This window comes from Rhizobacter sp. P3_C12, assembly GCF_056402735.1.
On sequence record NZ_JBFUGW010000109.1, the window covers coordinates 1 to 20404 of the forward strand.

Consider the following 20404-nt stretch of genomic DNA (forward strand, 5'->3'; position numbering starts at 1 on the left):
GGCCTGCTGCGTCCGCAGGCTGCGCAGCAGCGCCCACGCCAGCAGCGCGAACGCGGCGGCGAGCGCGGCCCAGGTGGCCGCCGACATCTCGCCCGCCGTGCCCAGCAGGTGGAACTGCTGCGAGCCGGTGATCAGCTTGCGGTAGTTCAGCGCGCCGACGAAGCTCAGCTCATAGCCGCCGGCCTGCAGCGAGAAGCGTGTCAGCGAGAGCCAGGCCGACGCGAGCAGCGGGAAGATCGAGAACAGCAGCACGACGGTGACGGCCGGCGCAATGAACACGGTGCCGGCCTGGCGGTCGAGCCAGTCCGTAGCCCGGATGCCAATCCGGGACGCGGAGGCGGGCGACGAACCCGGACTGGCATCCGGGCTACGCATCATTTGGCGCCGATGCTCGCTTTGTATGCGGCCTGCTGCTTTGCCTTCCCCAGCTCGTCGTTCAGCTCGTTCCACGTGTCCTCGATGTTCTTCATCGTGCCCTTCACGTCCAGCTCACCGGCCAGGAAGCGTGCCATCGCGGTGTCCAGCGCCACCTGCTGGTAGCGCTGGTTGAACGGGATGCGCAGGTCCAGCACCATGTTCGGCGAGTTCAGCGAATCCTGGATCGCGGTCAGGTAGTCCTTGGCCGCCTTGTCCGACATGCCGGCCTTCTTCCACGGCCCCATGTCCTTGAACTGGCTCTGCCGGTACGGGTTGAAGCCGGTCGCACCGACCGTCACGTCGGCGTTCGACTGCTCCGGCTGCGACATGTACGAGAAGAGGGCATAGGCCGCGTCCTTCGCCTGCGGCTTGGCCTTCGCGTTGACGGCACCCGACCAGCCGCCGAAGGCCGCGAACGGCGCACGGTTCACGCCGTTCACCGCATGCGGGCAGCGCGTCGCGTCGCAGGCCACCAGTTTGCCGCTCACGCGGTCCAGCACCTTGCTGCTGCCCGGCAGCATCAGCGCGCCGACCTTGTCGACCACCTTCGAGGCCTTCGGGTCGACCGCCAGCGGGCCGATGTCACCCCAGTCGACGGTGAGCGCGCAGCCGCCGCTGACGAACAGCGTGCGGGTGTCGCCCACATCCATGTTGATCTCGTTCGGCGGGCCGTACTTGCCGGTCTCCTTGTAGATCTCCAGCGCCCGCGCGAAGGCGTCGTTGTTGACCAGCGGCTTCATCGTCGCCGGGTCGAAGAACGCGCCCTCGCTGGTGCCCTTGGCCTGCAGGAAGGCGCCGGCCACCGAGGTGATCATCCAGAACGACTGCGCGCCGCGCTTCTTCGCGATGCACGAGCCGACGATCGGCTTGCCGTCGCCGAAGTCCTTGCCGTGCGCGGCCTTCGCGATGTCGAGGTACTCGTCCCAGGTCTGCGGCGGCTTCTTGCCGAGCTTGGCCAGCACGTCGCTGCGGTAGTAGGCGATGTGGAAGTCGCCGTCCAGCGTCACGGTGTAGGTCTTGCCGCCGTACTTCTGCGAGAACTCGCGGAAGAACGGCGCCACGTCGTCCTCGCGCAGCTTGGTGTCAGCCTTCACGCGCGGGCTCAGGTCCTCGAGGAAGCCGACGTAGTCGGGCATCCACTGCGGCGCGAGGATCGCGGCATCGATCGAGTTGGTGCCGGTCGACCAGTCGGTCAGCAGCTTCTGGTACAGGTCCGAGTACGGCACCGTGATCACGTTGACCTTGGCGCCGGTGGCGGCCTCGAACTCCTTGCCGCGGCGCTGCAGCGGCTCGGCGATCTGCGGGCCGGTGAAGGTCATCACGTTGAGCGTGACGCCGGTATAGGCCTTGGTCTGCGCTTGCGCGCCGGGCACGCCGAACGCGGCGGCGCAGGCCAGCGTGGCCCAGAGAGGAATCGATCTGCGGTTCATGGTGTCTCCATCCTTGTTGTGGTTCACAGCGGGGTCACTCCATCCAGACGGTAGAAGCGCTCGGCGTTGCCGGCCCACACCGCGTGGCGATCGGCGGCGTCCAGCGGCGCCAGCAACTGCTCGCAGGCCAGCACCCAGCCGGCGTAGTCGCCGGCGAGCTGCAGCACCGGCCAGTCGCTGCCCCAGATCACGCGCTGCGGGCCGAACAGCTCCAGCACGGCCTCGGCGAACGGGCGCAGCGTCGCGACGCTCCAGCCGGGGCCGGCTTCGGTCGCGAGGCCGGACAGCTTGCAGTGGATCGCCGGCAATTGCGCAAGTGCCTGCAGGCTGCGTCGCCAGTCGCTGAACGCACCTCGCGCGATGTCGGGCTTGGCCGCATGGTCGATCACGATCGGCAGCGCCGGGTGGCGTTCGGCGAAGGCCAGCAGGTGCGGCAGGTGCGGCGGCTTCACCAGCGCGTCGAAGCACAGGCCGTGTTGCACCAGCGCGCGCACCGCCGGCGCGATCGGCGTGGTGGCGATCCAGGCCGGGTCCGGCAGGTCCTGCAGCATCGGCCGCACGCTCTTCAGCAGCGGGTTCGCGGCCAGCGTCGCGATCGTGGCCGGCGCATCGGGCGCCACCATGTCGACCCAGCCGACCACGCCGCGCACCAGGTCGTGCTGGGCCGCGAGCTGCAGCAGCCACTGCGTCTCGGCGAGCGTCGGCGCGGCCTGCACGAGCACCGTGCCACGCACGCCGTGGGCGGCGAGCAGCGGTTGCAGGTCGGCGGGGCCGAAGTCGCGGTACAGCGGTGTCAGATCGGGACCCAACCAGCCGTAGTCGCCGCGCGCGAGCGACCAGAAATGCTGGTGCGCATCGATGCGGTATGCGACCGTCATCGGCTTTCCCCCGGCACCGGCGCATCGGCGGCGATCAACCCCTGCTCGCGCAGCGTGCGCCACAGCGCCGCCGGGATCGGCTGCGTCATCCAGCGCACGATGCCCTGCAGCTCGTCCGCGTTGCGCGGCCCCGGCACGCACGACACCACGGCCGGGTGGCCGAGCGGAAACTGCAGCGCCGCCGCCGCGAGCGGCACCTCGAAGCCGTCGCACACCGCCTGCAATTGCGCGACGCGCGCGACCACCTCGGCCGGCGCGGTCGCGTAGTTGAACTTCAGCGTGCTGCTCGGGCGGCGCAACCCGGCCGCGAGGATGCCGGAGTTGAACGGCCCGCCGACGATGATGCCGACGCCGCGCTCGACGCAGCGCGCGAGGAACGGGTCCAGCGCCTCCTGCTCCAGCAGCGTGTAGCGGCCGGCGAGCAGCGTGCAGTCGAGGTCGACGTGCTCCATCGTGTCGCGCACGATCTCCCATTCGTTGACGCCCAGCCCGATCGCGCCCACCAGGCCTTCGCGGCGCAGCGACTCCAGCTCGCGCAGGCCCCCGCCGCTGGTGAGCTGTCGCCAGTGGAACTCGTGGCGATCGCCGTGCGTCACGCGGCCGATGTCGTGCACCAGCGCGATGTCGATGCGGTTCGTGCCGAGGCGCTGCAGGCTGTCCTCGACCGAGCGGCGGATCGCGGCGGCGGAGTAGTCGTAGTGCAACTCGAACGGCAGCGGGTTCTGCCACGCGGTCTCGCCGGCGGGCAGGGTACGCGGCGCGGCAAGCGGTGACAGGGGCTTCAGCAGGCGGCCGACCTTGGTGCTCAGCACCCACTGGTCGCGCGGGTGCCCGCGCAGCGCCTCGCCGAAGCGCCGTTCCGACAGCGTGTAGCCGTAGAACGGCGCGGTGTCGAAGAAGCGGATGCCGGCCGCCCACGCGGCGTCGAAGGCGGCGCGCGACGCCTCCTCGGAGATCACGTCGTACATGTTGCCGAGCGGCGCGCCGCCCATGCCGAGCGTGGTCAGCGCGTGGCGGGTGCGCGGCAGCATGCGGGTCGGGAGTGTGTTCATGGCGTGGCCCTTTGCATCGAAGGCATCGCGCGGATCGGCACGGAGACCGGCAAGCAGCTCGGCCCGATCGGCTCGAAAGCCTTGTAGGTGAGGATGAACTCGCGGTGGCCGAGCGATTCGCTGGCGGTCTCGCGGCCGTGGCCGACGTCCTGCACCAGTGCGACGATCTCGGCGCCCACGTCGTCGAGCGTCGCATCGCCGCGCAGGATGCGGCCGGCGTTCACGTCCATGTCGTCGGCGAGCTGGTCGTAGGTGTCCGGGTTCGCGCACACCTTGATCACCGGCGAGATCGCCGAGCCGACCACCGAGCCGCGGCCGGTCGTGAACAGCGTCAGGTGTGCGCCGCAGGCGATCAGCTCGACGATCTCGGCGTTGTCGGAGATGTTCGGGAAGCCGAAGCGCACCTCGCCGTCGGGCACCACGTCGAGCAGGTACAGGCCGCCGGTGGGCGGGATGTCGCCGGGCTTGATCAGGCCGCTGATCGGCGAATCGCCGCTCTTCGCGTAGGCGCCGAGCGACTTCTCCTCCTGCGTGGTCAGCCCGCCGTCGGCATTGCCGGGCGCGAAGCTGCCGTGGCCGAGCGTCTCGTAGTAGCGCGCCGCCTTGGCGACGCAGCGCACGATCTCGTCGCCGAGCTCGGGCGTGGCGGCGCGGCGCTGCATGTGGAACTCGCAGCCGACCAGCTCGCCGGTCTCCTCGAAGATGCAGGCGGCGCCGCGCGCGATCAGCGTGTCGAACGCGCGGCCGACCGCCGGGTTCGCGGTGATGCCGCTGGTGCCGTCGCTGCCGCCGCAGACGGTCGCGACGACGAGTTCGTCCCAGCGCATCGGCACGCGCGCCTGCGTGTCGAGCTCGGCGAGCGCCCAGCGCACCCACTCGATGCCCTCGGCCAGCGTCTTGCGCGTGCCGCCATGCTCCTGGATCGTCAGCGTGTGCACCGGCCGGCCGCTGGCGGCGACCTCGGCCTCCAGCCCGCGCTTGTCGAAGCTCTCGCAGCCGAGCGAGACCAGCAGCACCGCGCCGACGTTCGGGTGCGTCAGCAGGCGGCGCATCATCTTGTCGGCATAGGCGTTCGGGTAGCAGCCCGGGAAGCCGACGAGGTGCACCGGCTCGCCGCGGAAGGCGAGCGTCACCTCGTGCGCGACGAAGTGCGCGCACTCGACCAGGTACGCCACCGCGACGATGTTGCGGATGCCCTTGCGGCCGTCGGCGCGCGGGAAGCCGGTCAGCTCGGGCAAGGGCTCAGTCATGGGTGGTGAGGACATATTTGGAGCCATCCTGCAGCGTGTAGGTGGGCAGGTAATCGCTGCGCAGGTTGTCGGTATGGATGTGCTCGCCGCGCGCGATCGGGCGCTGCACGCTGCCGATCACCGCGCCGTAGCGCAGCACCTTGTCGCCCACCGCCAGCGCCTGCCGCGCCAGCTTGTGCGCCATCCCGACCGGCCGCGGCAGCGTCACCGGCTCGCCGTCGATCAGCAGCGTCTCGCCGGCGGCCAACGCACGGCACGCCACCAGGCAGTTGTCGGCCGGGTTCAGCAGCAGCAGGCGGGGATCGGTGGCAGGGGTCATTCCGGCTTCCTGGGGTCGCTCCGAAAAGGTATAAAGGTCAGACCAATAGACCATTGTTGCGATCGCCCGCGATCCGCGGCAACCGGGTTGACCCTGATGGGAAAATCGACCGATGAGCCACCAGCGACTGCCGCCGATCGAGACCAAGCGCCTGTACCAGCACATTGCCGGCGTGCTGCGCGAGTCGATGGACAGCGGGCGCTTCGGTATCGGCAGCTACCTGCCGCCGGAGCGCGAGCTGGCGGATCAACTGGGCGTCAGCCGGGCCTCGGTGCGCGAGGCGCTGATCGCGCTGGAGGTGCAGGGGCGGGTGTCGGTGCGGGTCGGGGCCGGCGTGCAGGTGCTGGATGCGTCGTCGCCGCGGGCGTCGTCAGCGGCATCGGCCTCGGCGGACGAGCCGCCGGTCGGCCCGCTGGAGCTGCTGGAGGCGCGGCTGGTCGTCGAGACCGAGACCGCGGCCCTCGCGGCGCGCCACGCGACCGAGCAGGATCTGCAAGGCCTGCAGCGCAGCCTGGACCAGATGGTGCAGGACCACGCCCGCAACCCGTTGCTGCACGACGGCGACCGCGCCTTCCATATCGGCATCGCGCGGGCGAGCGGCAACGCGGCGCTGCTGTTCATCGTGACGACCCTGTGGGACCAGCGCTACACGCCGATGCAGGACCGGATGGAGACGCTGTTCACGACACCGGGGCTGCACACCGCCGCGGTCGACGACCACCGGCGCGTGCTGGAGGCCATCGCGGCGCACGACCCGGCGGCGGCGCGCCAGGCGATGCGCCGGCACCTGACGACGGTGCGCAAGACCTTCTCGCGGGCGATCGTCGCGGGCCGCTGAGCCGAGTTCCAGTCCGACGGCTCAGGCCAACGGAGCAGACCGCGGCCAGTGCGGCCGCGACGCGCTGAAATCGACCGTGCGCGTGTCGGTCACCTGCGTGCGGGGTTGCTGGTCACTGGGGATGTCGACCCGCAGCATCACGAAATCCTGCTCGCCTTCGACGACGGCCAGCTGCGGTTCCTGGCGCACGCTCGGGTGCAGGTACACCGGGTCGTGGTGCGCCTCGACCAGCGCGACCTCGCCCGTCAGATGCACGAGTTGCCGGGTGCGCGGGTCGACGAACGACAGCGTCACGTCCGGGTCGATCTCGACGTCGAGCGCCACGCGGCTGTCGCGCGGCACCATCAGCCAGACGTGCGGCGGGCCGTCGCCCGAGGTCATCGAGATGCGCACCTGGGCCGCGTGCGGCGCACCGCTGGCCAGGCGCGTCGTCACCATGCAGTGCCGGGCGCGCTGGAGCGAGGGCCACACCGACTGGAAATCCCCGTCGTTGCGGCGGCTGAGGAAGGGCAGGTTCGGAAGGTTCATGACTTCTTGTAGGTAGGACCGAGCTGGATGGATGCAAGCCCTCGGGGCAATCGGTGTGCCCGCGTTGGTGTCGACAGTCCCTAACTTGCCAACAATTCACCGACCCGCGTGCGCAGCCCGTCCGGCGTCACCTCGCCGGGCGCCAGCGGCACGCCGGCCACCATGCCGACCCGCGTGAACATGCCGCGCCGGAACGGCTTGACCATCGCGCCGCCCTGCTCCACCCGCGAGAAGAACGAGCCCCACAGGTTCTGCAGCGCCAGCGGGATCACCGGCACCGGGTGGGTCTCCAGCAGCTTCATCACGCCGCCCTTGAACTCGCCGAGCTGGCCGTCCTTGGTGATCGCGCCTTCCGGGAAGATGCACACCAGCTCGCCGTCGGCCAGCACCGCGCGGGCGCGCTCGAAGGCCTGCTCGTAGACCTTCGGGTCGTCGCGCTGCGACGCGATCGGGATCGCCTTCGCGAGCTTGAACATCCAGCCCAGCACCGGCAGCTTGAAGATGCGGTGGTCCATGATGAAGGCGATCGGCCGCGGGCTGGCCGCCATCAGCAGCACCGCGTCGACGAAGCTGACGTGGTTGCACACCAGGATCGCCGCGCCCTTGGTCGGGATGTGCTCGTCGCCGCGCACCTTGAAGCGGTAGATGCAACGCGTCGCGATCAGCGCGATGAAGCGCAGCAGGTATTCGGGCACCACCAGGAAGATGTAGAACGCGACGATCGCGTTCAGCACGCCGACCACCAGGAACACCTGCGGGATCGTCAGCCCCGCCTTCAGCAGCACGCCGACCAGCACCGCGCTGACGATCATGAACAGCGCGTTCAGGATGTTGTTGGCCGCGATGATGCGGGCCCGGTGGCTGGGCTGCGAGCGCAGCTGGATCATCGCGTACATCGGCACGCTGTACAGGCCGGCGAACAGGCTCAGCAGCGCGAGGTCGGCCATCACCCGCCAGTGCGCGCCGACCGCGACGAAGCCCGCGAGCGACAGCTGCGCCGACGGCGGCACGCCGCGCGACGCGAAGAACAGGTCGATCGCGAAGATGCTCATGCCGATCGCGCCCAGCGGCACCAGGCCGATCTCGACGTGCCGGCGCGACAGCACCTCGCACAGCAGCGAGCCGGTGCCGATGCCGATCGAGAACACCACCAGCAGCAGCGAGGCGACCTGCTCGTCGCCGTGCAGCACCTCCTTCGCGAAGGCCGGGAACAGCGACAGGAAGACCGCGCCGAAGAACCACATCCACGAGATGCCCAGCAACGAGCGGAACACCGCGACGTTCTCGTGCGCGAGCTTCAGGTTGCGCCAGGTCTCGGTGACCGGGTTCCAGTTGATCTTCAGCAGCGGGTCGGTCGACGGCGACGGCGGCACGTACTGCGCGGTCAGCCGGCCGAGCAGCGCGACCGCGATGCAGCCGATCGCGACGTAGTGGCGCCCGACCTCGGGGATGCCCACCAGCAGCCCGCCGGCCACCTGGCCGAGCAGGATCGCGACGAAGGTGCCCATCTCGACCATGCCGTTGCCACCGGTCAGCTCGCGTTCGCCCAGGTGCTGCGGCAGGTAGGCGAACTTCACCGGGCCGAACAGCGTGGAGTGCAGCCCCATCAGGAACACGCAGGCCAGCAGCACCGGCACGTTGGTGACCCAGAAGCCCCACGCGGCCAGCAGCATGATCGCGATCTCGAGCGACTTGACGAGCTGGATCACGCGCGTCTTGTCGTACTTGTCGGTCAGCTGCCCGCTGGTGGCCGAGAACAGCAGGAACGGCAGGATGAACAGCGCGCCGATCACCAGGCCGGCGAGCTGCGGCGACAGCCACGACACCTGCACCTTGTAGGTGACCAGCACCGTGAAGGCGAACTTGAACAGGTTGTCGTTGCCGGCGCCGAGGAACTGCGTCCAGAAGAACGGGGCGAAGCGCCGCTGGCGCAGCAGGGCGAACTGATTCGGGTGTTCGGGGGACGACAAGGTGGCCTCCTCAGGCAGGGCAGTTCGTGGCGCAATGTAGCGGCAAGGCCGCGGATCTAAGATGCGGCCATCGTTTTCCAACGCGCCGCATGCCCATTCCACGCCCCATCCTTCGCCGCAAGCCGCTTCCGAAACAGGCCCCGCCGGCGGTGCTGAACCAGCGACTGCGGCAGCAGCAGCGCCTCGTGGCGTCTCCGGGCTTCGCGGCCCGTGTCAGGGTGCAGGGGCCGGGCCGACCCGCCGCGATGGTGCCGATCGCGGTGGCCGCGCTGCTGGGCTGCGTGGGCGGTGTCGGCGTGTTCCTGGGCTGGCTGCAGGCGAGCTGGATGCTGGCCGCCGGCGGCGCGGTCGCCGCGGCGGCCGGTGTGGTGATGGGGCGGCGAGCGATGCGGCCGCCCGTGGCCGACACGCTCGGCATGGCCGCCATCGACGAGGGCGACGCCGCGCGGCTGGATGCCGTGGTCGAGCGCTGCGCACCCGAGCTGCCCGATGCCGCCGTCGAGGCGCTCACGCAACTCGCTGCCACGCTGGGCCGCATGGCCCCGCAGCTGCGGGGCCGCCAGCCGGGCCCGCCGTGGCGCACGGAAGATTCGTTGTTCATCGGAGAGCTGCTTCGCCGCTATGTGCCGGATTCACTCCAGCGCTACCTCGAGATCCCCGCCGCCCAGCGTCCCGCGCTGCGACTCGACGACGGCCGCACGCCGGCCCAGGCCCTGGGCGCGCAGCTCGACGGGCTGGCGCAGGAGCTGGCCGATCGCGAGAAGCTGCTGGCGCAGGCATCGTCTGAAGCGCTGGCGCTGCAGGGTGCATTTCTGGAGGCACGGCGCAAGGGTTGAATCCGCGCGCTCAGGCGCCCGGGCGGGTGGGCTGCTCCGACTGCATCGCCGACAGCGCCGCATCGTGCTTGTCGCGGACGGTCTTCGCCAGCGTGAACGTGGTCGACACCAGGAACAGCCACGAGACCAGCATGTAGCCCTTCTGCCACTCGACGATGCTCATGCGCCACAGGCCCCAGCCGGTGAGCGTCACCGCCGCGCCGAAGCCGATCCACACGGTGGCGATCCAGCCGAAGGTGTCGACCTGCCCGTCGCGGTTGTCGCGCAGCGTCTTCGCCACCGCGAACGAGGCGAACAGGCAGAAGAAGAAGCCGATCGCGAGGAAGGCGCGGTCCAGCTCCTGGCTGGGCAGCTTCAGCACGCCGGTGGCACAGGCCGTGAGCGCCAGGGCGAACGACACCCACACCTGCACGGTCCAGCCGTTGGTGTCGCGCTGGTAGACGATTCTTTCTTTCATGGTGTCCTCTGCATCCGTCGATTGAAATGGGGGTGGGCGGTCACAGCGCGACCGGCCCGGCGATGCCGACGCCCGCCTCGCGGATGCGCTCCTGGCGCACGCGGTCCACATAGCTGCTGGCGCGCGAGATCTGTTCCTTGATGACGGCGTTGTTCTGCCCCATGACCTCGATGGCCTTGCTGCGGAAGTCGTCCATCGCGTCCATGGCCTTGAAGGTCTGGTCGAACATCTCCTTGAGCTTCTCCACACCCAGCATCGGGTTGGCGGCGAACTCGGTGGTGCGCTCCACGTGGTTGTTGAGCTGGCGGCCGGTTTCGGCGATCAGGCCTTCGATCGACTGCGACACGCCGCTCAGCATGTTCATCACCTGGATCTGGTTGCCGGTGGCGCGCGCCACGGTCTGCGCGACGGCCAGCGCCGACATGCCGGTGGTCGCCACGCGGGTGCAGCCGGTGATCATCTCGCGGCCGGTGCGCTTGAGCACGTCCAGCGACAGGTAGCCGTTCACGCACACCGCCTGCTGCGTCTGCATGTCCAGCAGGTTCTGGCGCGCGTAGAACAGCACTTCCTGCTCCAGCGCCTGGGCGCGTTGCGGGTCGGTGGCCTTCAACGCCTGCACCTTCTCGGCGAGGCGGGTGTCCAGCGTCTCGGCGAAGTGGATGGCGGCGCGCAGCTTCTCCATCGCGTCCCACAGCTTGGCGCGCACGGACTCGATCTCGACCACGTCGCGCTGCATGTCGTCGCGCGCCGAGTGCAGCTGCTGCATCGTCTTCTGGAGCTGGCCGCCCGCCGTCTGGAACTTGCGGAAGTAGGCCTGCAGCCGGTTGCCGTAGGGGATGAAGCCGAGCAGCTTGCGCGGCTGGAACAGGTCGCCTTCGCGGCCGGGGTTCAGTTCGTCGAGGTGACCGCGCATGCCCTGCAGCGCCTTGAAGGCCGGCGAATCTTCCATGCCGACGAAATTGCGGTCCATGAAGCGGCCCTGCATCAGGTTGGCCGAGACCGAGACCTCTTCGCGGCCGAGGCGGAACGCCGCGTCGAGCTTGGACTTGAAAGCGTCGCCGTGCAGGTCTTCGGTGAGCAGGGCGTCGACGAATCGCCGCACCTGGTCTTCGACCTCGCCGCGCAGCGCCGCCGGGAGCGGCACCGCTTCGGCGGCGGCCGCAGGCTGGATCGCGACGATGGCTTCGGGCGGCGTGAGTTGGAACGCCGCGGCAGGCGCTGCAGCGGAGGCGGTGACCGTCATGGGTTGTCTCCTGGTGTCAGCGGTCTGCGCTGCTGGCGGCAATATAGCTGCGGGAGCGGCGGATCTCGGCTCGTGGACGGGCGAAGCGTGCATCATGTCTCGCAACGGTTGAACATGCGGCGCAGTGTTGCCGCCGCCGCCCGCGGCGGACATCACCCCGAAGAGGGGGCGCGGCCGAGTGGCGAGGGCAGCCGCGGCTGGTATCGCTTTGCGATACTTCCACTCGCCCTTCGCTCGCCCTTCACTCGCCCACCGCGCGTTCACATGAGCACCACCCAAGACCTCGTCACCGCCTTGAAGGCCGAACTCAAGGCCGCCAACGTCACCTATGCCGAGCTGGCCGGGCACCTCGGCATGTCGGAGTCGAGCATCAAGCGCGTCTTCGCGAAGGGCGACATGCCGCTGTCGCGCATCGACGACGTGCTGCGCGTGCTGAAGATGGATTTCGCCGAGCTGGCGCGGCAGATCGCCGATGCGCAGCCGCTGCGCCGCGAGCTGACGCTCGAGCAGGAGAAGGCGGTGGTGGCCGACCGACGCCTGCTGCTGCTGGCGATCTGCTGCATGAGCCAGTGGACCTATGAGCAGATGATCGGCACCTACACCTTCAGCGAGGCCGACTGCGTGCGCTACCTGCTGCAGCTCGACCGGCTGGGCATCATCGAGCTGCGGCCGATGAACCGCTACCGGCTGCAGGTGGCGAAGACCTTCCGCTGGCGGCCGAACGGCCCGGTGATGGCGTTCTTCCGCGAGCACGTGGCCGACGACTACTTCAACAGCGGCTTCGACGGCGACGGCGAGATGCTGATGCTGGTGCACGGGCAGATCGGCACCAGCCTGGCGGCGAGCTTCGTCGAGCGGCTGCAGCGCGTCGGGCAGGATTTCGCGCAGCAGCACCTGGCCGACCAGAAGCTGCCGGCCGACCAGCGGCGCGCCTACACGCTGGTGGTCGGCATGCGGTCCTGGCTGTTCGCGGCGTTCCGCGACCTGAAGCGGGAGGAAGCTGCTTGAACCATGGGCTGAGCGGTCTTCTTCTCGCCCTCGTCACCGGGTACGCGAATGCCGGCATCGTGGTGCGCCTGTCCGAGGCGTCGGAGGATGTGAAAGTCGTGGCCGCCGCCGGGAGCGAGGGCTGCACGTCCGGCTTCCCAGCCGATGCGTACAGCGATTCACCGGGCTTTCGCAAGGAATCGGATCGCGTCTTCCTCAGGAAGCTCAGTTCCGAAAAGGAATTGGGCAAGTACTTGGTCGCGGCGAGGCTGGGTGGCGGGATCTACCTGCACCTGCCCTACTTCCACCCCGGGGACTCCTGCGGAGAGGTGAGCTTCGAAATCGAGGGCAGGAAGATCCTGTGGAACGGCAAGCTGTACAGCGGAAAGCTTCGGATCCCCGAGCGCGATGTTTTCTACAACTCCGTGTTCTTCACCAATGAACCGGATGCCGACATCTCCGATGCCACGTACTTCGACCGCGACATTCCAGCGCCGGCCTTGCGCCAGCTGAAGCGCGCCTTCCCCGCGATTGCCGACTACTACCGCAAGAACCTCGCCGTTCAAGCGGTCCGGTCCACGAGTGCCGTGGTGGCCTTGGTCCACAACCAGGGGAAGTACTTCGGGTATGGCGGCGATGCGCTCAACATCATCCGCATCACCTATGACAATCCGAACCCGCTGCCGGCAGACATTGCCGGGGTCTTCTCAGACACCTACGCGCATGAGCTGGCGCACAAGGCGCAACACGCATCGCTGTTCGAGAACCCGCATGGCAGGTACTTGACGGAAGGAAGCGCGGAGTTCCTGAAGCTGTTCGTGCTTCGCGAGTCCGGCCTCATCGACGCCCGCCAGCAGGACGGCCTCATCCGGAATGCCTTGCAGGCGTGCGCGAAGCACACCTCTGGGAAATCCTGGCTGCAGAAGCTCACCGACCGCACGATCTTCTATCGTGAGCCCTACGACTGCGGTCTTGTCTATTACGTCGCTTCGTATCGATCCAGCGGCCTCGAAGCGAAAGCATTCGTCGCGCTCCTGCTGAAGGCCCTGTCAGCGGACATCGACTACAGCAACGATCGGCGGCGGCTCTGCCTCCTGTACGAAGCCGATTGCGAGAACCTGACGCTCACCGATCTCGTCAGTGGCGGCCCGAGGTTCGATCGAAGGCGGGCCGACATCGAGTCGACGAAGCCTCTCGACGCCCCATGAAAAAAGGGGACCCTCGCGGGTCCCCTTGTCGCTTGTGAAAGCAGGGCGGCCCGTGCCGCCATGCATCACCAGAACGTGTACTTGCCCGCCAGCGTGATGACGCGGCCCATCTGGCTGTGGTAGCCGGCGTTGTACGCGACGTAGCGGGTGACCCGTTGCTCGTCGAGCGGTGCTTCGCGGTTCTCGAGGTTGTCGATGTTCACGCTCAGCGTCAGGTTCTTGATCCCCTTGTAGGCCACGTACAGGTCGGCCGTCGACCAGGCTTTCACGCGGCACAGGTCCGGATGCGCACCGGCCGAATACGGGCAGCTCAGGTCGGCCGGCGAGAAGGCGCGCAGGAAGCCGCCGGTGTAGTTGCCGGTCAGCGTAGTCGCCCAGTCGCCCACGTCCCAGTCGATGCCGACCTTGAAGCGCTCCTTCGGCTGGCTGTAGGTGCCGGCGTAGTCGACTTCCGGCGCGTCCTTCACGTTCGCCACCAGGTAGCGCGGCATCTTGTTGTAGACGATGGTCAGGCCGACGCGGCCGGCCGAGCCGATGTCCTGGCGCGCCTTCAGCTCGATGTCGTAGCCCCAGACCCTGGTCGAGCCGAGGTTGGTGTACTGCAGGTTCAGCTGCTCGATCTCCTGCGTCACCGGGTCCCGCTGCACATAGCCCGGGTAGGTCGACTCGTTGGCCAGCAGGTAGTCCGGATCGATCGACGCGATCTCGTCGCGGCGCTTGATCTTGTACGCGTCGAACGACAGCGAGACGTTCTCGGTCGGCTCGAACACCAGGCCGGCCGTCAGGCTCTTCGACTTTTCGGGCTTCAGGTTCGGGTTGGAACCCGAGACCGCGCGGATCGAGGCATCGCACTGCGGGTTGGTCGTGTCGCTCGGGTCCGGGCACAGCTTCGGGTCGCGCAGCGAGTAGAAGCCGGTCGACGGGCTCTGCGTGGTCTCGGTCAGCGACGGCGCACGGAAGCCCTCGGCATAGGTGGCCCGCAGCGCCAGCATCGACGACACCTTCCACTTGATGCCGGCCTTCGGCACGGTGGCCGAGCCGAAGTCGCTGTAGCGGTCGGTCCGCGTGGCGAGCGAGGCTTCGAGCGACTTCGTGATCGGCACCGACAGCTCGGCGAAGAACGCGCTGACGTTGCGGCTGCCGTCCGACGACGAGCCGCCCAGCACGCTGATGGCGCCGTTGGCGGTCAGCGCGTCCGGCGTGCTCTTGAACGATTCGCGGCGGAACTCGGCGCCGAGCGCCAGGCCCAGCCCGCCAGCCGGCAGCTTCATCAGCTCGCGCGAGCCGCGCACGTCGACCGACGTGGTGCTGGTCTTGCCCTCGTCGTGCAGCGTCGGGTAGAGCGCCGCCATCAGCGCCGGGTTGTTCGCGCCCGGATTGCCGAAGATGAAGTTCGGGTTCGCGACGCCGTTGGCATCCAGCACCTGGCCGCCGGTCAGCACCGAATCGTTGATCAGGCCGTTCGTCCAGACGCGTGCATGCGTGCCGGAGTACATCACCGCGCTCTCGGCATCCCAGCCGGCGACGGTGCCGCGCCCGCCGAACACCAGGCGCGAGGTGTCGGCCGTCACCTCGGTGGTGTGCAGCACGTCCATGAAGCGGTAGCGCAGCGCCACCGGATCGGTCGCACTGGGGTTCTGCGGGTGGCCGACCGGCAGCGTGATGTAGATGTTGGGCAGCGTGCCGGTGGAGTTGTAGGTCGCGGTGTTGTACGAAGGCGACTCGCCGCTGTACTTGTTGCGCACGAACAGCGCGTCACCGAACAGCTCGAAGCCGCCGCCGAGGTCCAGCGTGGCGGCACCGAACAGCGCGTCCTGCTTGGTCTCCGGCACCAGGTCCTGGTGGTCGGTGCCCTGGTAGTAGCAGCGGCCGTTGACCGCGGCGCCCGGCTCGTTCAGCGGCGTGCAGCCCGGCATCGGGCCGATCAGCGTGCCGCCGGTGGTGTAGAGGTTGCCCGGGTAGCCGTAGCTCGAGCGCAGGTCGTTCAGCCCGAAGCGGCGGAAGTCGGCGGTCGAGGTCATCGGCCGCGCCGAGGCCTTCACCGAGTTCTGCTGCTCGTGCGAGTAGTTCAGGAAGAAGTTGTACCGGTCGTTCTCGAGGTCGCCCTTGCCCCAGGTGGTGCTGAACTTGCCCGCCGCACCATCGTGGTAGCCCGACTGCGAGCCCGACCCCGACAGCGACAGGCCGTTGTAGTTCTTGCGCAGGATCACGTTGATGACGCCGGCGATCGCGTCGGAGCCGTAGATGGCCGACGCGCCGTCCAGCAGCACTTCCATGCGCTCGACCACATCGAGCGGAATCGAGTTGATGTCGAAGAACGACTGCTGGCCGCCCGAGGCGAAGCCGTACGGCGCCATGCGGCGGCCGTTGATCAGCACCAGCGTGGCCTGTGCACCCAGCCCGCGCAGCGAGACGCCGCCGGCACCGGGCGTGAAGCTCGCCACCGCGTTGGAGTTGAAGTTGCCGGCGTTGCTGGCCGGCAGCCGGCCCAGCAGCTCGGTGACCGACTGCGCGCCGGAGCGGTCGATCTGCTCGCGCGTGATCACCTGCACCGGCGAGGCGGTCTCGGCATCGATGCGCTTGATGCGCGACCCGGTGACCTCGACCCGCTGCAGCGATTTCGGGGCCGTGCCCGTCGTGTCCGGGGCCGGGGTGTCGGACTGGGCCCAGGCCGGCGTGGCACCGGCGGCGCACAGCGCCATGACGGTGGCGCTGATGTACTTCAAGCGAAACATTCGCATCCCTCGATCAAGTGCCAGGATCTCTGGCGCCAAAACAAAGGCAGCGAAAGGATCCTTTCGCTGCCGCCATGTGCGCAGGGTCGGACGATCCGCCTCCCCCATGCCTCTGCCTCCATCGTGCTCAGAGCGGGCCCGCTTGTGATCCCGGGGAAACCGCAACTGGTCAAGCCGTCACGAACGGGCTTGCGTTCGTGACGCCCGTGTGAAAAACGGTAAAGCAAGTGGTGGGCCACGGTGATGTGGCCACGACAGGATGCGACCGGCGTTCAGCCCGTGGCGGGCGGCAGGGCGCTGCGCAGTGTGAGCGTGAACTCGGCCCAGGCGCCTTGCTGGCTGCGGGCCTCGATGCGGCCGCCCATGCTCTCGATGAGCTGGCGGGTGATCGCCAGGCCGATGCCGCTGCCGGTTTCGGCACCGGCGTCGCGCCCGAGGCGGTTGAACGGCTCGTACAGCCGCGCGAGCTGCGCATCGCTGAGCCCGGGCCCGCTGTTCCAGACGGCCAATTGCAGTGCGCCCGCCTCGGCGCGGTGCAGCGTGACCCGCACGGTTCCCTCCGGGGCACCGTACTTGATCGCGTTCGACAGCAGGTTCAGCAGCGACTGCTTCAGGCGCAGCGGGTCGGCCAGCGCGGGCGGCAGGCCGGCCTCGAATGCGCGCTCGATGTGCATGCGGCGCTGCGCGGCGTCGCCGGCCACCATCGCGAGCGCCTCGTTGGCCAGCGCCTGCAGGTCGAGCGGCACGCTGTGCATGTCCATCGCGCCGACCTCGACCTTGCTCAGGTCCATCAGGTCGGTGATCAGGCGCAGCAGGTGCTGGCCGGCCCGCTCGATGTGGTCGACGCGCTCCAGCTGCTGCGCTTGCAGCGGCGTGACGGTGTCCAGCCGCAGCAGCTGCGAGAAACCCAGCACCGCGTTCAGCGGCGTGCGCAGCTCGTGGCTCACGCGGGCGAGGAACTGCGACTTCATCGCGTTGGCCTGCTCGGCCGCGTGCTGCTGCTCGCGGGCCGCCTGGGCCGCCTTCACGTCGGTGATGTCGGCGAAGCTGCCGACCATGCGCAGGATGCGGCCGTCGGCATCGCGCTCGGCGACATGGCCGCGGCTGAGCATCCACACCCAGCGGCCGTCGGCGTGGCGCAGCCGGTATTCGTCGGCATAGGGCTGGCGCTGGTCGCGCAGGAAGGCGCGGAAGCGCTCGCTCGCACCGGGCAGGTCGTCCGGATGGCACAGCTTCGCGAAGCTGTCGGTGGCGCCTTCGCCGAAGCGCGAATTGAAGTCGTCCGGGGTCGTGCCGAGCAGGTCGGCCCAGCGGCCGCCGAGCGTCAGCATGTCGCTGCGCATGTCGCGCGCCCACAGGCCGATGCGCCCGCCGTTGATCGCGGCGTCCAGCCATTCGCGCGAATGCCGCAGCTCGGTGATCATCTGCTCGCGTTCGGCGGCGAGCGCCTGTTGCGCCGTCACGTCGGTCACCAGGCACAGCCGCGCGCTGCGGTCGCCGAACTGCAGGCTGTGCGCGCTGATGCGTGCGAGCAGTTCGCTGCCGTCCTTGCGGCGGTGGCGCCACGGGCCCGACGAGGTGACGCCGGGTGCGTTGGGCCCGCGCACCTGCGCCTCCATCGCCGGGATGTCCTCCGGCGGGCGCAGGTCGGCCAGCGTCATCTTCAGGAACTCCTCGCGCGACCAGCCGTACTGCGCGATCGCCGCGCCGTTCACGTCGAGGAAGCGCAGCGACAGCGCGTCGTAGATCCACATCGGCTGCGGGTTGGCGTGGAACATCTGCTCGTAGCTGACGGCGATCTCGTGCAGCACGGTGTCTTCGGTGCTGGCGCGCGTGGTCAGCGAGCGCAGCAGCAGGATCAGCAGGCAGCCCGTCATCGCGACGAAGAGCAGGCCCTGGATCGTGTGCACCAGCGTCAGCTGGCGCGGGTCGCTGGTCAGCGCGAGCGCCGCGTGTTCGGACAGCAGCACCCAGGCCGTGCCCGCCGCCAGGTAGGCCAGGACCAGCACGACGGGGCTGCGGTGGGGGCGCTCTTGCATGAGGGTCGCTCCGGTCTGCGTCTTCTCAAAGCACGCCGCGTTCGCGCAGCGCCGCCAGTTGCTCGGGCGTCACGCCGATCTCGCGCAGCACGGCCTCGCTGTCCTCGCCGAGGGTCGGCGCGCGGCGGCGGATCGAGCCGGGCGTCACGCTCAGCTTGGGCACGATGCCCGGCGTCTCGAGCGACAGGCCCTGCGCGCTGGTGATGCGCTGCAGCATGCCGCGCGCGCGGTAGTGCGGGTCGTTGGAGATGTCGCGCGCGGTGTAGAGGCGCCCGGCCGGCACGTGGGCGGCGTTCAGCGCCTCCAGCACCTCGGCGACGCCGCGCGGCGCGGCCCAGTCGCCGATCGCCGCGTCGATCTCGGCGACCCGCGCGACGCGCCCGGCGTTGCCGGCCAGCGCCGGGTCGGCGCCGAGGTCGTCGCGGCCGATCGCCGCCATCAGGCGCTTGAAGATGCTGTCGCCGTTGCCGGCCACCAGCACCCAGCCGTCATGGCAGGCGTAGGCATTGCTCGGCGCGATGCCGGGCAGCGCCGAGCCAGCGGGCTCTCGCACGGTGCCGAAGGCGCTGTACTCCGGCAACAGGCTTTCCATGCAGTTGAAGACGGCTTCGTAGAGGGCCACGTCGATGACCTGCCCGCGCCCCTTCGGCGCCTCGGCCGACACCGTCGCGTGCCGGTGCTGCAAGGCCATCAGGATGCCGATCACGCCGTGCAGCGAGGCGAGCGTGTCGCCGATGCTGACGCCCACGCGCACCGGCACGCGGCCCGGCTCGGCCGTCAGGTGGCGCAGGCCGCCCATCGCCTCGGCGACGACGCCGAAGCCCGGCCGGTCCTTGTAGGGCCCGGTCTGGCCGTAGCCGCTGATGCGCAGCATCACGAGGCCCGGGTTGGCGGCCGACAGGGCTTCGTAGCCGAGCTCCCAGGCCTCCATCACGCCGGGCTTGAAGTTCTCGACCAGCACGTCGCACTCGGCGGCGAGCCGGCGCACGATGTCGCGCGCCTCGGGCTGCTTCAGGTCGAGCGCCAGGCTGCGCTTGTTGCGCGACTGCACCTCCCACCAGACGCTGGTGCCCTCGTGCATCAGGCGCCACTGGCGCAGCGGGTCGCCGCTGCCGGGCGGCTCGACCTTGATCACGTCGGCGCCGAAGTCGGCCAGGGTCTTGGCGGCGAACGGGCCGGCGATCAGCTGGCCGAGTTCGAGCACCTTCAGGCCGGCGAGCGGGCCGGGGGAGGTGGGCGCTGGGGGAGGCGCTTGAGCGGACATGCCCGCGATGGTAGTGTCTGGCGCCGCCAATTCGATGGGGAACGCCATGCGATTCATCGCCCTCGGGGTCTCGTGCGCGCTGCTGCTCGCCGCGCTGGCCGACCGCGCCGCCGCGCTCGAGCGGGCGATCGACAAGGAGGCGGTGGTGGCCGCGCCGGTGGCCGCGGTGTGGCAGAGCTGGACCACGAAGGCGGGCATCGAGGGCTTCTTCGCGCCCGAGGCCGAGGTCGACGCGCGTGTCGGCGGGGCGTTCCACATCCACATGGATCCACTGGCCGAGCCCGGCCTGAAGGGCGCCGACGACATGCACTTCATGGCGCTGCAGCCGATGAAGATGATCAGCTTCGACTGGAACGCGCCGCCCTCGCTGCCCGAGGCGCGCCGGCAGCGCACCTTCGTCGTCGTGCGTTTCGCGCCGGTCGATGACAACAGCACCCGCGTGACGCTGCACCACGTCGGTTGGGGCGACGGCGGCGAATGGGACAAGACCTATGCCTACTTCGACCGGGCGTGGGGCCGCGTGCTGGAGAACCTGCAGAAGCGCCACGCCGCCGGGCCGGTCGACTGGACGGCGTGGATGGAGAGCCTGCGCAAGGCGCATGCGGCGCCGCCGGCGCGTTGAGCCGGCACCTCCGTTCGGGCTGAGCCTGTCGAAGCCTGGTGGCGAACAACGAGCGCCCCTACCACTTGCACCCGCTGCCCTTCACCGCATCCACCGCCAGCGGCACGGCCGCCAGCAGCCCCATGGCGCCGTAAGCGGTGCGGCAGTCGGTGCGGCCGGCCTTGTCGAGCTCCTCGGTGATCTTCGCCTTGCGCTCGGGCGGCGGCGGCAACAGCGGCAACACGCCGGGTGACGGGCCGCCGAGGCTGCTGCCGCGGCTGCGCAGGCTCGGCAGGTTGAGGTTCAGTTTCGGTTCGCCGGGGGCACCGGGCGGGGCGGCGCTGTCGTGGCC

At 69.4% G+C, this 20404-nt stretch carries 17 protein-coding genes and 2 pseudogenes; 5 read left to right on the plus strand and 14 right to left on the minus strand.

The window, feature by feature from the left end:
* The 6 genes and pseudogenes from AC1DXV_RS17670 to AC1DXV_RS17695 all read right to left on the minus strand — a co-directional run.
* Window positions 1-279 (minus strand): annotated as a pseudogene (locus tag AC1DXV_RS17670) (hypothetical protein); the annotation flags it as partial.
* A gap of 95 nt (window positions 280-374) precedes the next feature.
* Window positions 375-1847 carry an ABC transporter substrate-binding protein gene (locus AC1DXV_RS17675; RefSeq protein WP_477864650.1) on the minus strand — a complete coding sequence of 491 codons (1473 nt, stop codon included), beginning with the start codon at window positions 1845-1847 and terminating at the stop codon, window positions 375-377.
* Window positions 1848-1870: 23 nt separating this feature from the next.
* Window positions 1871-2725 carry an amidohydrolase family protein gene (locus AC1DXV_RS17680; RefSeq protein WP_477864651.1) on the minus strand — a complete coding sequence of 285 codons (855 nt, stop codon included), beginning with the start codon at window positions 2723-2725 and terminating at the stop codon, window positions 1871-1873.
* Window positions 2722-3777: an aldo/keto reductase gene (locus tag AC1DXV_RS17685; RefSeq protein WP_477864652.1), complete on the minus strand. Its 1056-nt coding sequence runs from the start codon at window positions 3775-3777 to the stop codon at window positions 2722-2724. The genes AC1DXV_RS17680 and AC1DXV_RS17685 overlap by 4 nt, the downstream gene beginning before the upstream one ends.
* Window positions 3774-5042, minus strand: coding sequence for a UxaA family hydrolase (locus AC1DXV_RS17690; RefSeq protein ID WP_477934762.1), 1269 nt, complete (start codon window positions 5040-5042; stop codon window positions 3774-3776). Before AC1DXV_RS17690 ends, AC1DXV_RS17685 begins: the two co-directional genes overlap by 4 nt.
* Complete coding sequence (locus tag AC1DXV_RS17695) at window positions 5020-5346, minus strand: UxaA family hydrolase (protein WP_477934764.1); 327 nt, start codon at window positions 5344-5346, stop codon at window positions 5020-5022. Before AC1DXV_RS17695 ends, AC1DXV_RS17690 begins: the two co-directional genes overlap by 23 nt.
* A gap of 112 nt (window positions 5347-5458) precedes the next feature.
* Between AC1DXV_RS17695 and AC1DXV_RS17700 the strand changes: the two genes are divergently transcribed.
* Window positions 5459-6184 carry a FadR/GntR family transcriptional regulator gene (locus AC1DXV_RS17700; protein WP_477864655.1) on the plus strand — a complete coding sequence of 242 codons (726 nt, stop codon included), beginning with the start codon at window positions 5459-5461 and terminating at the stop codon, window positions 6182-6184.
* 21 nt (window positions 6185-6205) lie between these two features.
* Here the strand turns inward: AC1DXV_RS17700 and AC1DXV_RS17705 are convergent, their stop codons facing one another.
* Together AC1DXV_RS17705 and AC1DXV_RS17710 are read right to left on the minus strand one after the other, a co-directional pair.
* Window positions 6206-6712: a pyridoxamine 5'-phosphate oxidase family protein gene (locus AC1DXV_RS17705; protein ID WP_477864656.1), complete on the minus strand. Its 507-nt coding sequence runs from the start codon at window positions 6710-6712 to the stop codon at window positions 6206-6208.
* 80 nt (window positions 6713-6792) lie between these two features.
* Window positions 6793-8682 carry an MFS transporter gene (locus tag AC1DXV_RS17710; protein WP_477864657.1) on the minus strand — a complete coding sequence of 630 codons (1890 nt, stop codon included), beginning with the start codon at window positions 8680-8682 and terminating at the stop codon, window positions 6793-6795.
* Window positions 8683-8771: 89 nt separating this feature from the next.
* Between AC1DXV_RS17710 and AC1DXV_RS17715 the strand changes: the two genes are divergently transcribed.
* Window positions 8772-9518, plus strand: a complete 747-nt coding sequence (locus AC1DXV_RS17715) for a hypothetical protein (RefSeq protein ID WP_477934766.1) — start codon at window positions 8772-8774, stop codon at window positions 9516-9518.
* 10 nt (window positions 9519-9528) lie between these two features.
* Here the strand turns inward: AC1DXV_RS17715 and AC1DXV_RS17720 are convergent, their stop codons facing one another.
* Together AC1DXV_RS17720 and AC1DXV_RS17725 are read right to left on the minus strand one after the other, a co-directional pair.
* Window positions 9529-9975: a YiaA/YiaB family inner membrane protein gene (locus tag AC1DXV_RS17720; RefSeq protein WP_477864659.1), complete on the minus strand. Its 447-nt coding sequence runs from the start codon at window positions 9973-9975 to the stop codon at window positions 9529-9531.
* A gap of 40 nt (window positions 9976-10015) precedes the next feature.
* Window positions 10016-11218: a toxic anion resistance protein gene (locus AC1DXV_RS17725; protein WP_477864660.1), complete on the minus strand. Its 1203-nt coding sequence runs from the start codon at window positions 11216-11218 to the stop codon at window positions 10016-10018.
* Window positions 11219-11482: 264 nt separating this feature from the next.
* Between AC1DXV_RS17725 and AC1DXV_RS17730 the strand changes: the two genes are divergently transcribed.
* Both AC1DXV_RS17730 and AC1DXV_RS17735 read left to right on the plus strand, forming a co-directional pair.
* Window positions 11483-12226, plus strand: coding sequence for a helix-turn-helix domain-containing protein (locus tag AC1DXV_RS17730; protein ID WP_477864661.1), 744 nt, complete (start codon window positions 11483-11485; stop codon window positions 12224-12226).
* Window positions 12223-13413, plus strand: a complete 1191-nt coding sequence (locus AC1DXV_RS17735) for a hypothetical protein (RefSeq protein ID WP_477934768.1) — start codon at window positions 12223-12225, stop codon at window positions 13411-13413. Before AC1DXV_RS17730 ends, AC1DXV_RS17735 begins: the two co-directional genes overlap by 4 nt.
* Before the next feature lie 65 nt (window positions 13414-13478).
* Here the strand turns inward: AC1DXV_RS17735 and AC1DXV_RS17740 are convergent, their stop codons facing one another.
* The 3 genes from AC1DXV_RS17740 to AC1DXV_RS17750 form a co-directional block, all read right to left on the minus strand.
* On the minus strand, window positions 13479-16148 hold the full coding sequence (locus AC1DXV_RS17740; protein WP_477864663.1) for a TonB-dependent receptor plug domain-containing protein: 2670 nt from the start codon (window positions 16146-16148) through the stop codon (window positions 13479-13481).
* Between the two features lie 272 nt (window positions 16149-16420).
* Window positions 16421-18187 (minus strand): sensor histidine kinase, encoded by a 1767-nt coding sequence (locus tag AC1DXV_RS17745; protein ID WP_477934770.1) that lies wholly within the window; start codon window positions 18185-18187, stop codon window positions 16421-16423.
* Between the two features lie 25 nt (window positions 18188-18212).
* On the minus strand, window positions 18213-19451 hold the full coding sequence (locus tag AC1DXV_RS17750; protein WP_477934772.1) for a CaiB/BaiF CoA transferase family protein: 1239 nt from the start codon (window positions 19449-19451) through the stop codon (window positions 18213-18215).
* Between the two features lie 46 nt (window positions 19452-19497).
* Between AC1DXV_RS17750 and AC1DXV_RS17755 the strand changes: the two genes are divergently transcribed.
* Window positions 19498-20073, plus strand: a complete 576-nt coding sequence (locus AC1DXV_RS17755) for an SRPBCC family protein (RefSeq protein ID WP_477873641.1) — start codon at window positions 19498-19500, stop codon at window positions 20071-20073.
* Between the two features lie 58 nt (window positions 20074-20131).
* Here AC1DXV_RS17755 and AC1DXV_RS17760 read toward each other — a convergent pair.
* A pseudogene (locus AC1DXV_RS17760) lies at window positions 20132-20404 on the minus strand (hypothetical protein); the annotation flags it as partial.

Bases quoted from the DNA above. Each gene is read 5' to 3' on its own strand.
- AC1DXV_RS17675 (WP_477864650.1), bottom strand. From the start codon at position 1,847: ATGAACCGCAGATCGATTCCTCTCTGGGCCACGCTGGCCTGCGCCGCC.
- AC1DXV_RS17680 (WP_477864651.1), bottom strand. From the start codon at position 2,725: ATGACGGTCGCATACCGCATCGATGCGCACCAGCATTTCTGGTCGCTC.
- AC1DXV_RS17685 (WP_477864652.1), bottom strand. From the start codon at position 3,777: ATGAACACACTCCCGACCCGCATGCTGCCGCGCACCCGCCACGCGCTG.
- AC1DXV_RS17690 (WP_477934762.1), bottom strand. From the start codon at position 5,042: ATGTCCTCACCACCCATGACTGAGCCCTTGCCCGAGCTGACCGGCTTC.
- AC1DXV_RS17695 (WP_477934764.1), bottom strand. From the start codon at position 5,346: ATGACCCCTGCCACCGATCCCCGCCTGCTGCTGCTGAACCCGGCCGAC.
- AC1DXV_RS17700 (WP_477864655.1), top strand. From the start codon at position 5,459: ATGAGCCACCAGCGACTGCCGCCGATCGAGACCAAGCGCCTGTACCAG.
- AC1DXV_RS17705 (WP_477864656.1), bottom strand. From the start codon at position 6,712: ATGAACCTTCCGAACCTGCCCTTCCTCAGCCGCCGCAACGACGGGGAT.
- AC1DXV_RS17715 (WP_477934766.1), top strand. From the start codon at position 8,772: ATGCCCATTCCACGCCCCATCCTTCGCCGCAAGCCGCTTCCGAAACAG.
- AC1DXV_RS17720 (WP_477864659.1), bottom strand. From the start codon at position 9,975: ATGAAAGAAAGAATCGTCTACCAGCGCGACACCAACGGCTGGACCGTG.
- AC1DXV_RS17725 (WP_477864660.1), bottom strand. From the start codon at position 11,218: ATGACGGTCACCGCCTCCGCTGCAGCGCCTGCCGCGGCGTTCCAACTC.
- AC1DXV_RS17730 (WP_477864661.1), top strand. From the start codon at position 11,483: ATGAGCACCACCCAAGACCTCGTCACCGCCTTGAAGGCCGAACTCAAG.
- AC1DXV_RS17740 (WP_477864663.1), bottom strand. From the start codon at position 16,148: ATGTTTCGCTTGAAGTACATCAGCGCCACCGTCATGGCGCTGTGCGCC.
- AC1DXV_RS17745 (WP_477934770.1), bottom strand. From the start codon at position 18,187: ATGCAAGAGCGCCCCCACCGCAGCCCCGTCGTGCTGGTCCTGGCCTAC.
- AC1DXV_RS17750 (WP_477934772.1), bottom strand. From the start codon at position 19,451: ATGTCCGCTCAAGCGCCTCCCCCAGCGCCCACCTCCCCCGGCCCGCTC.
- AC1DXV_RS17755 (WP_477873641.1), top strand. From the start codon at position 19,498: ATGCGATTCATCGCCCTCGGGGTCTCGTGCGCGCTGCTGCTCGCCGCG.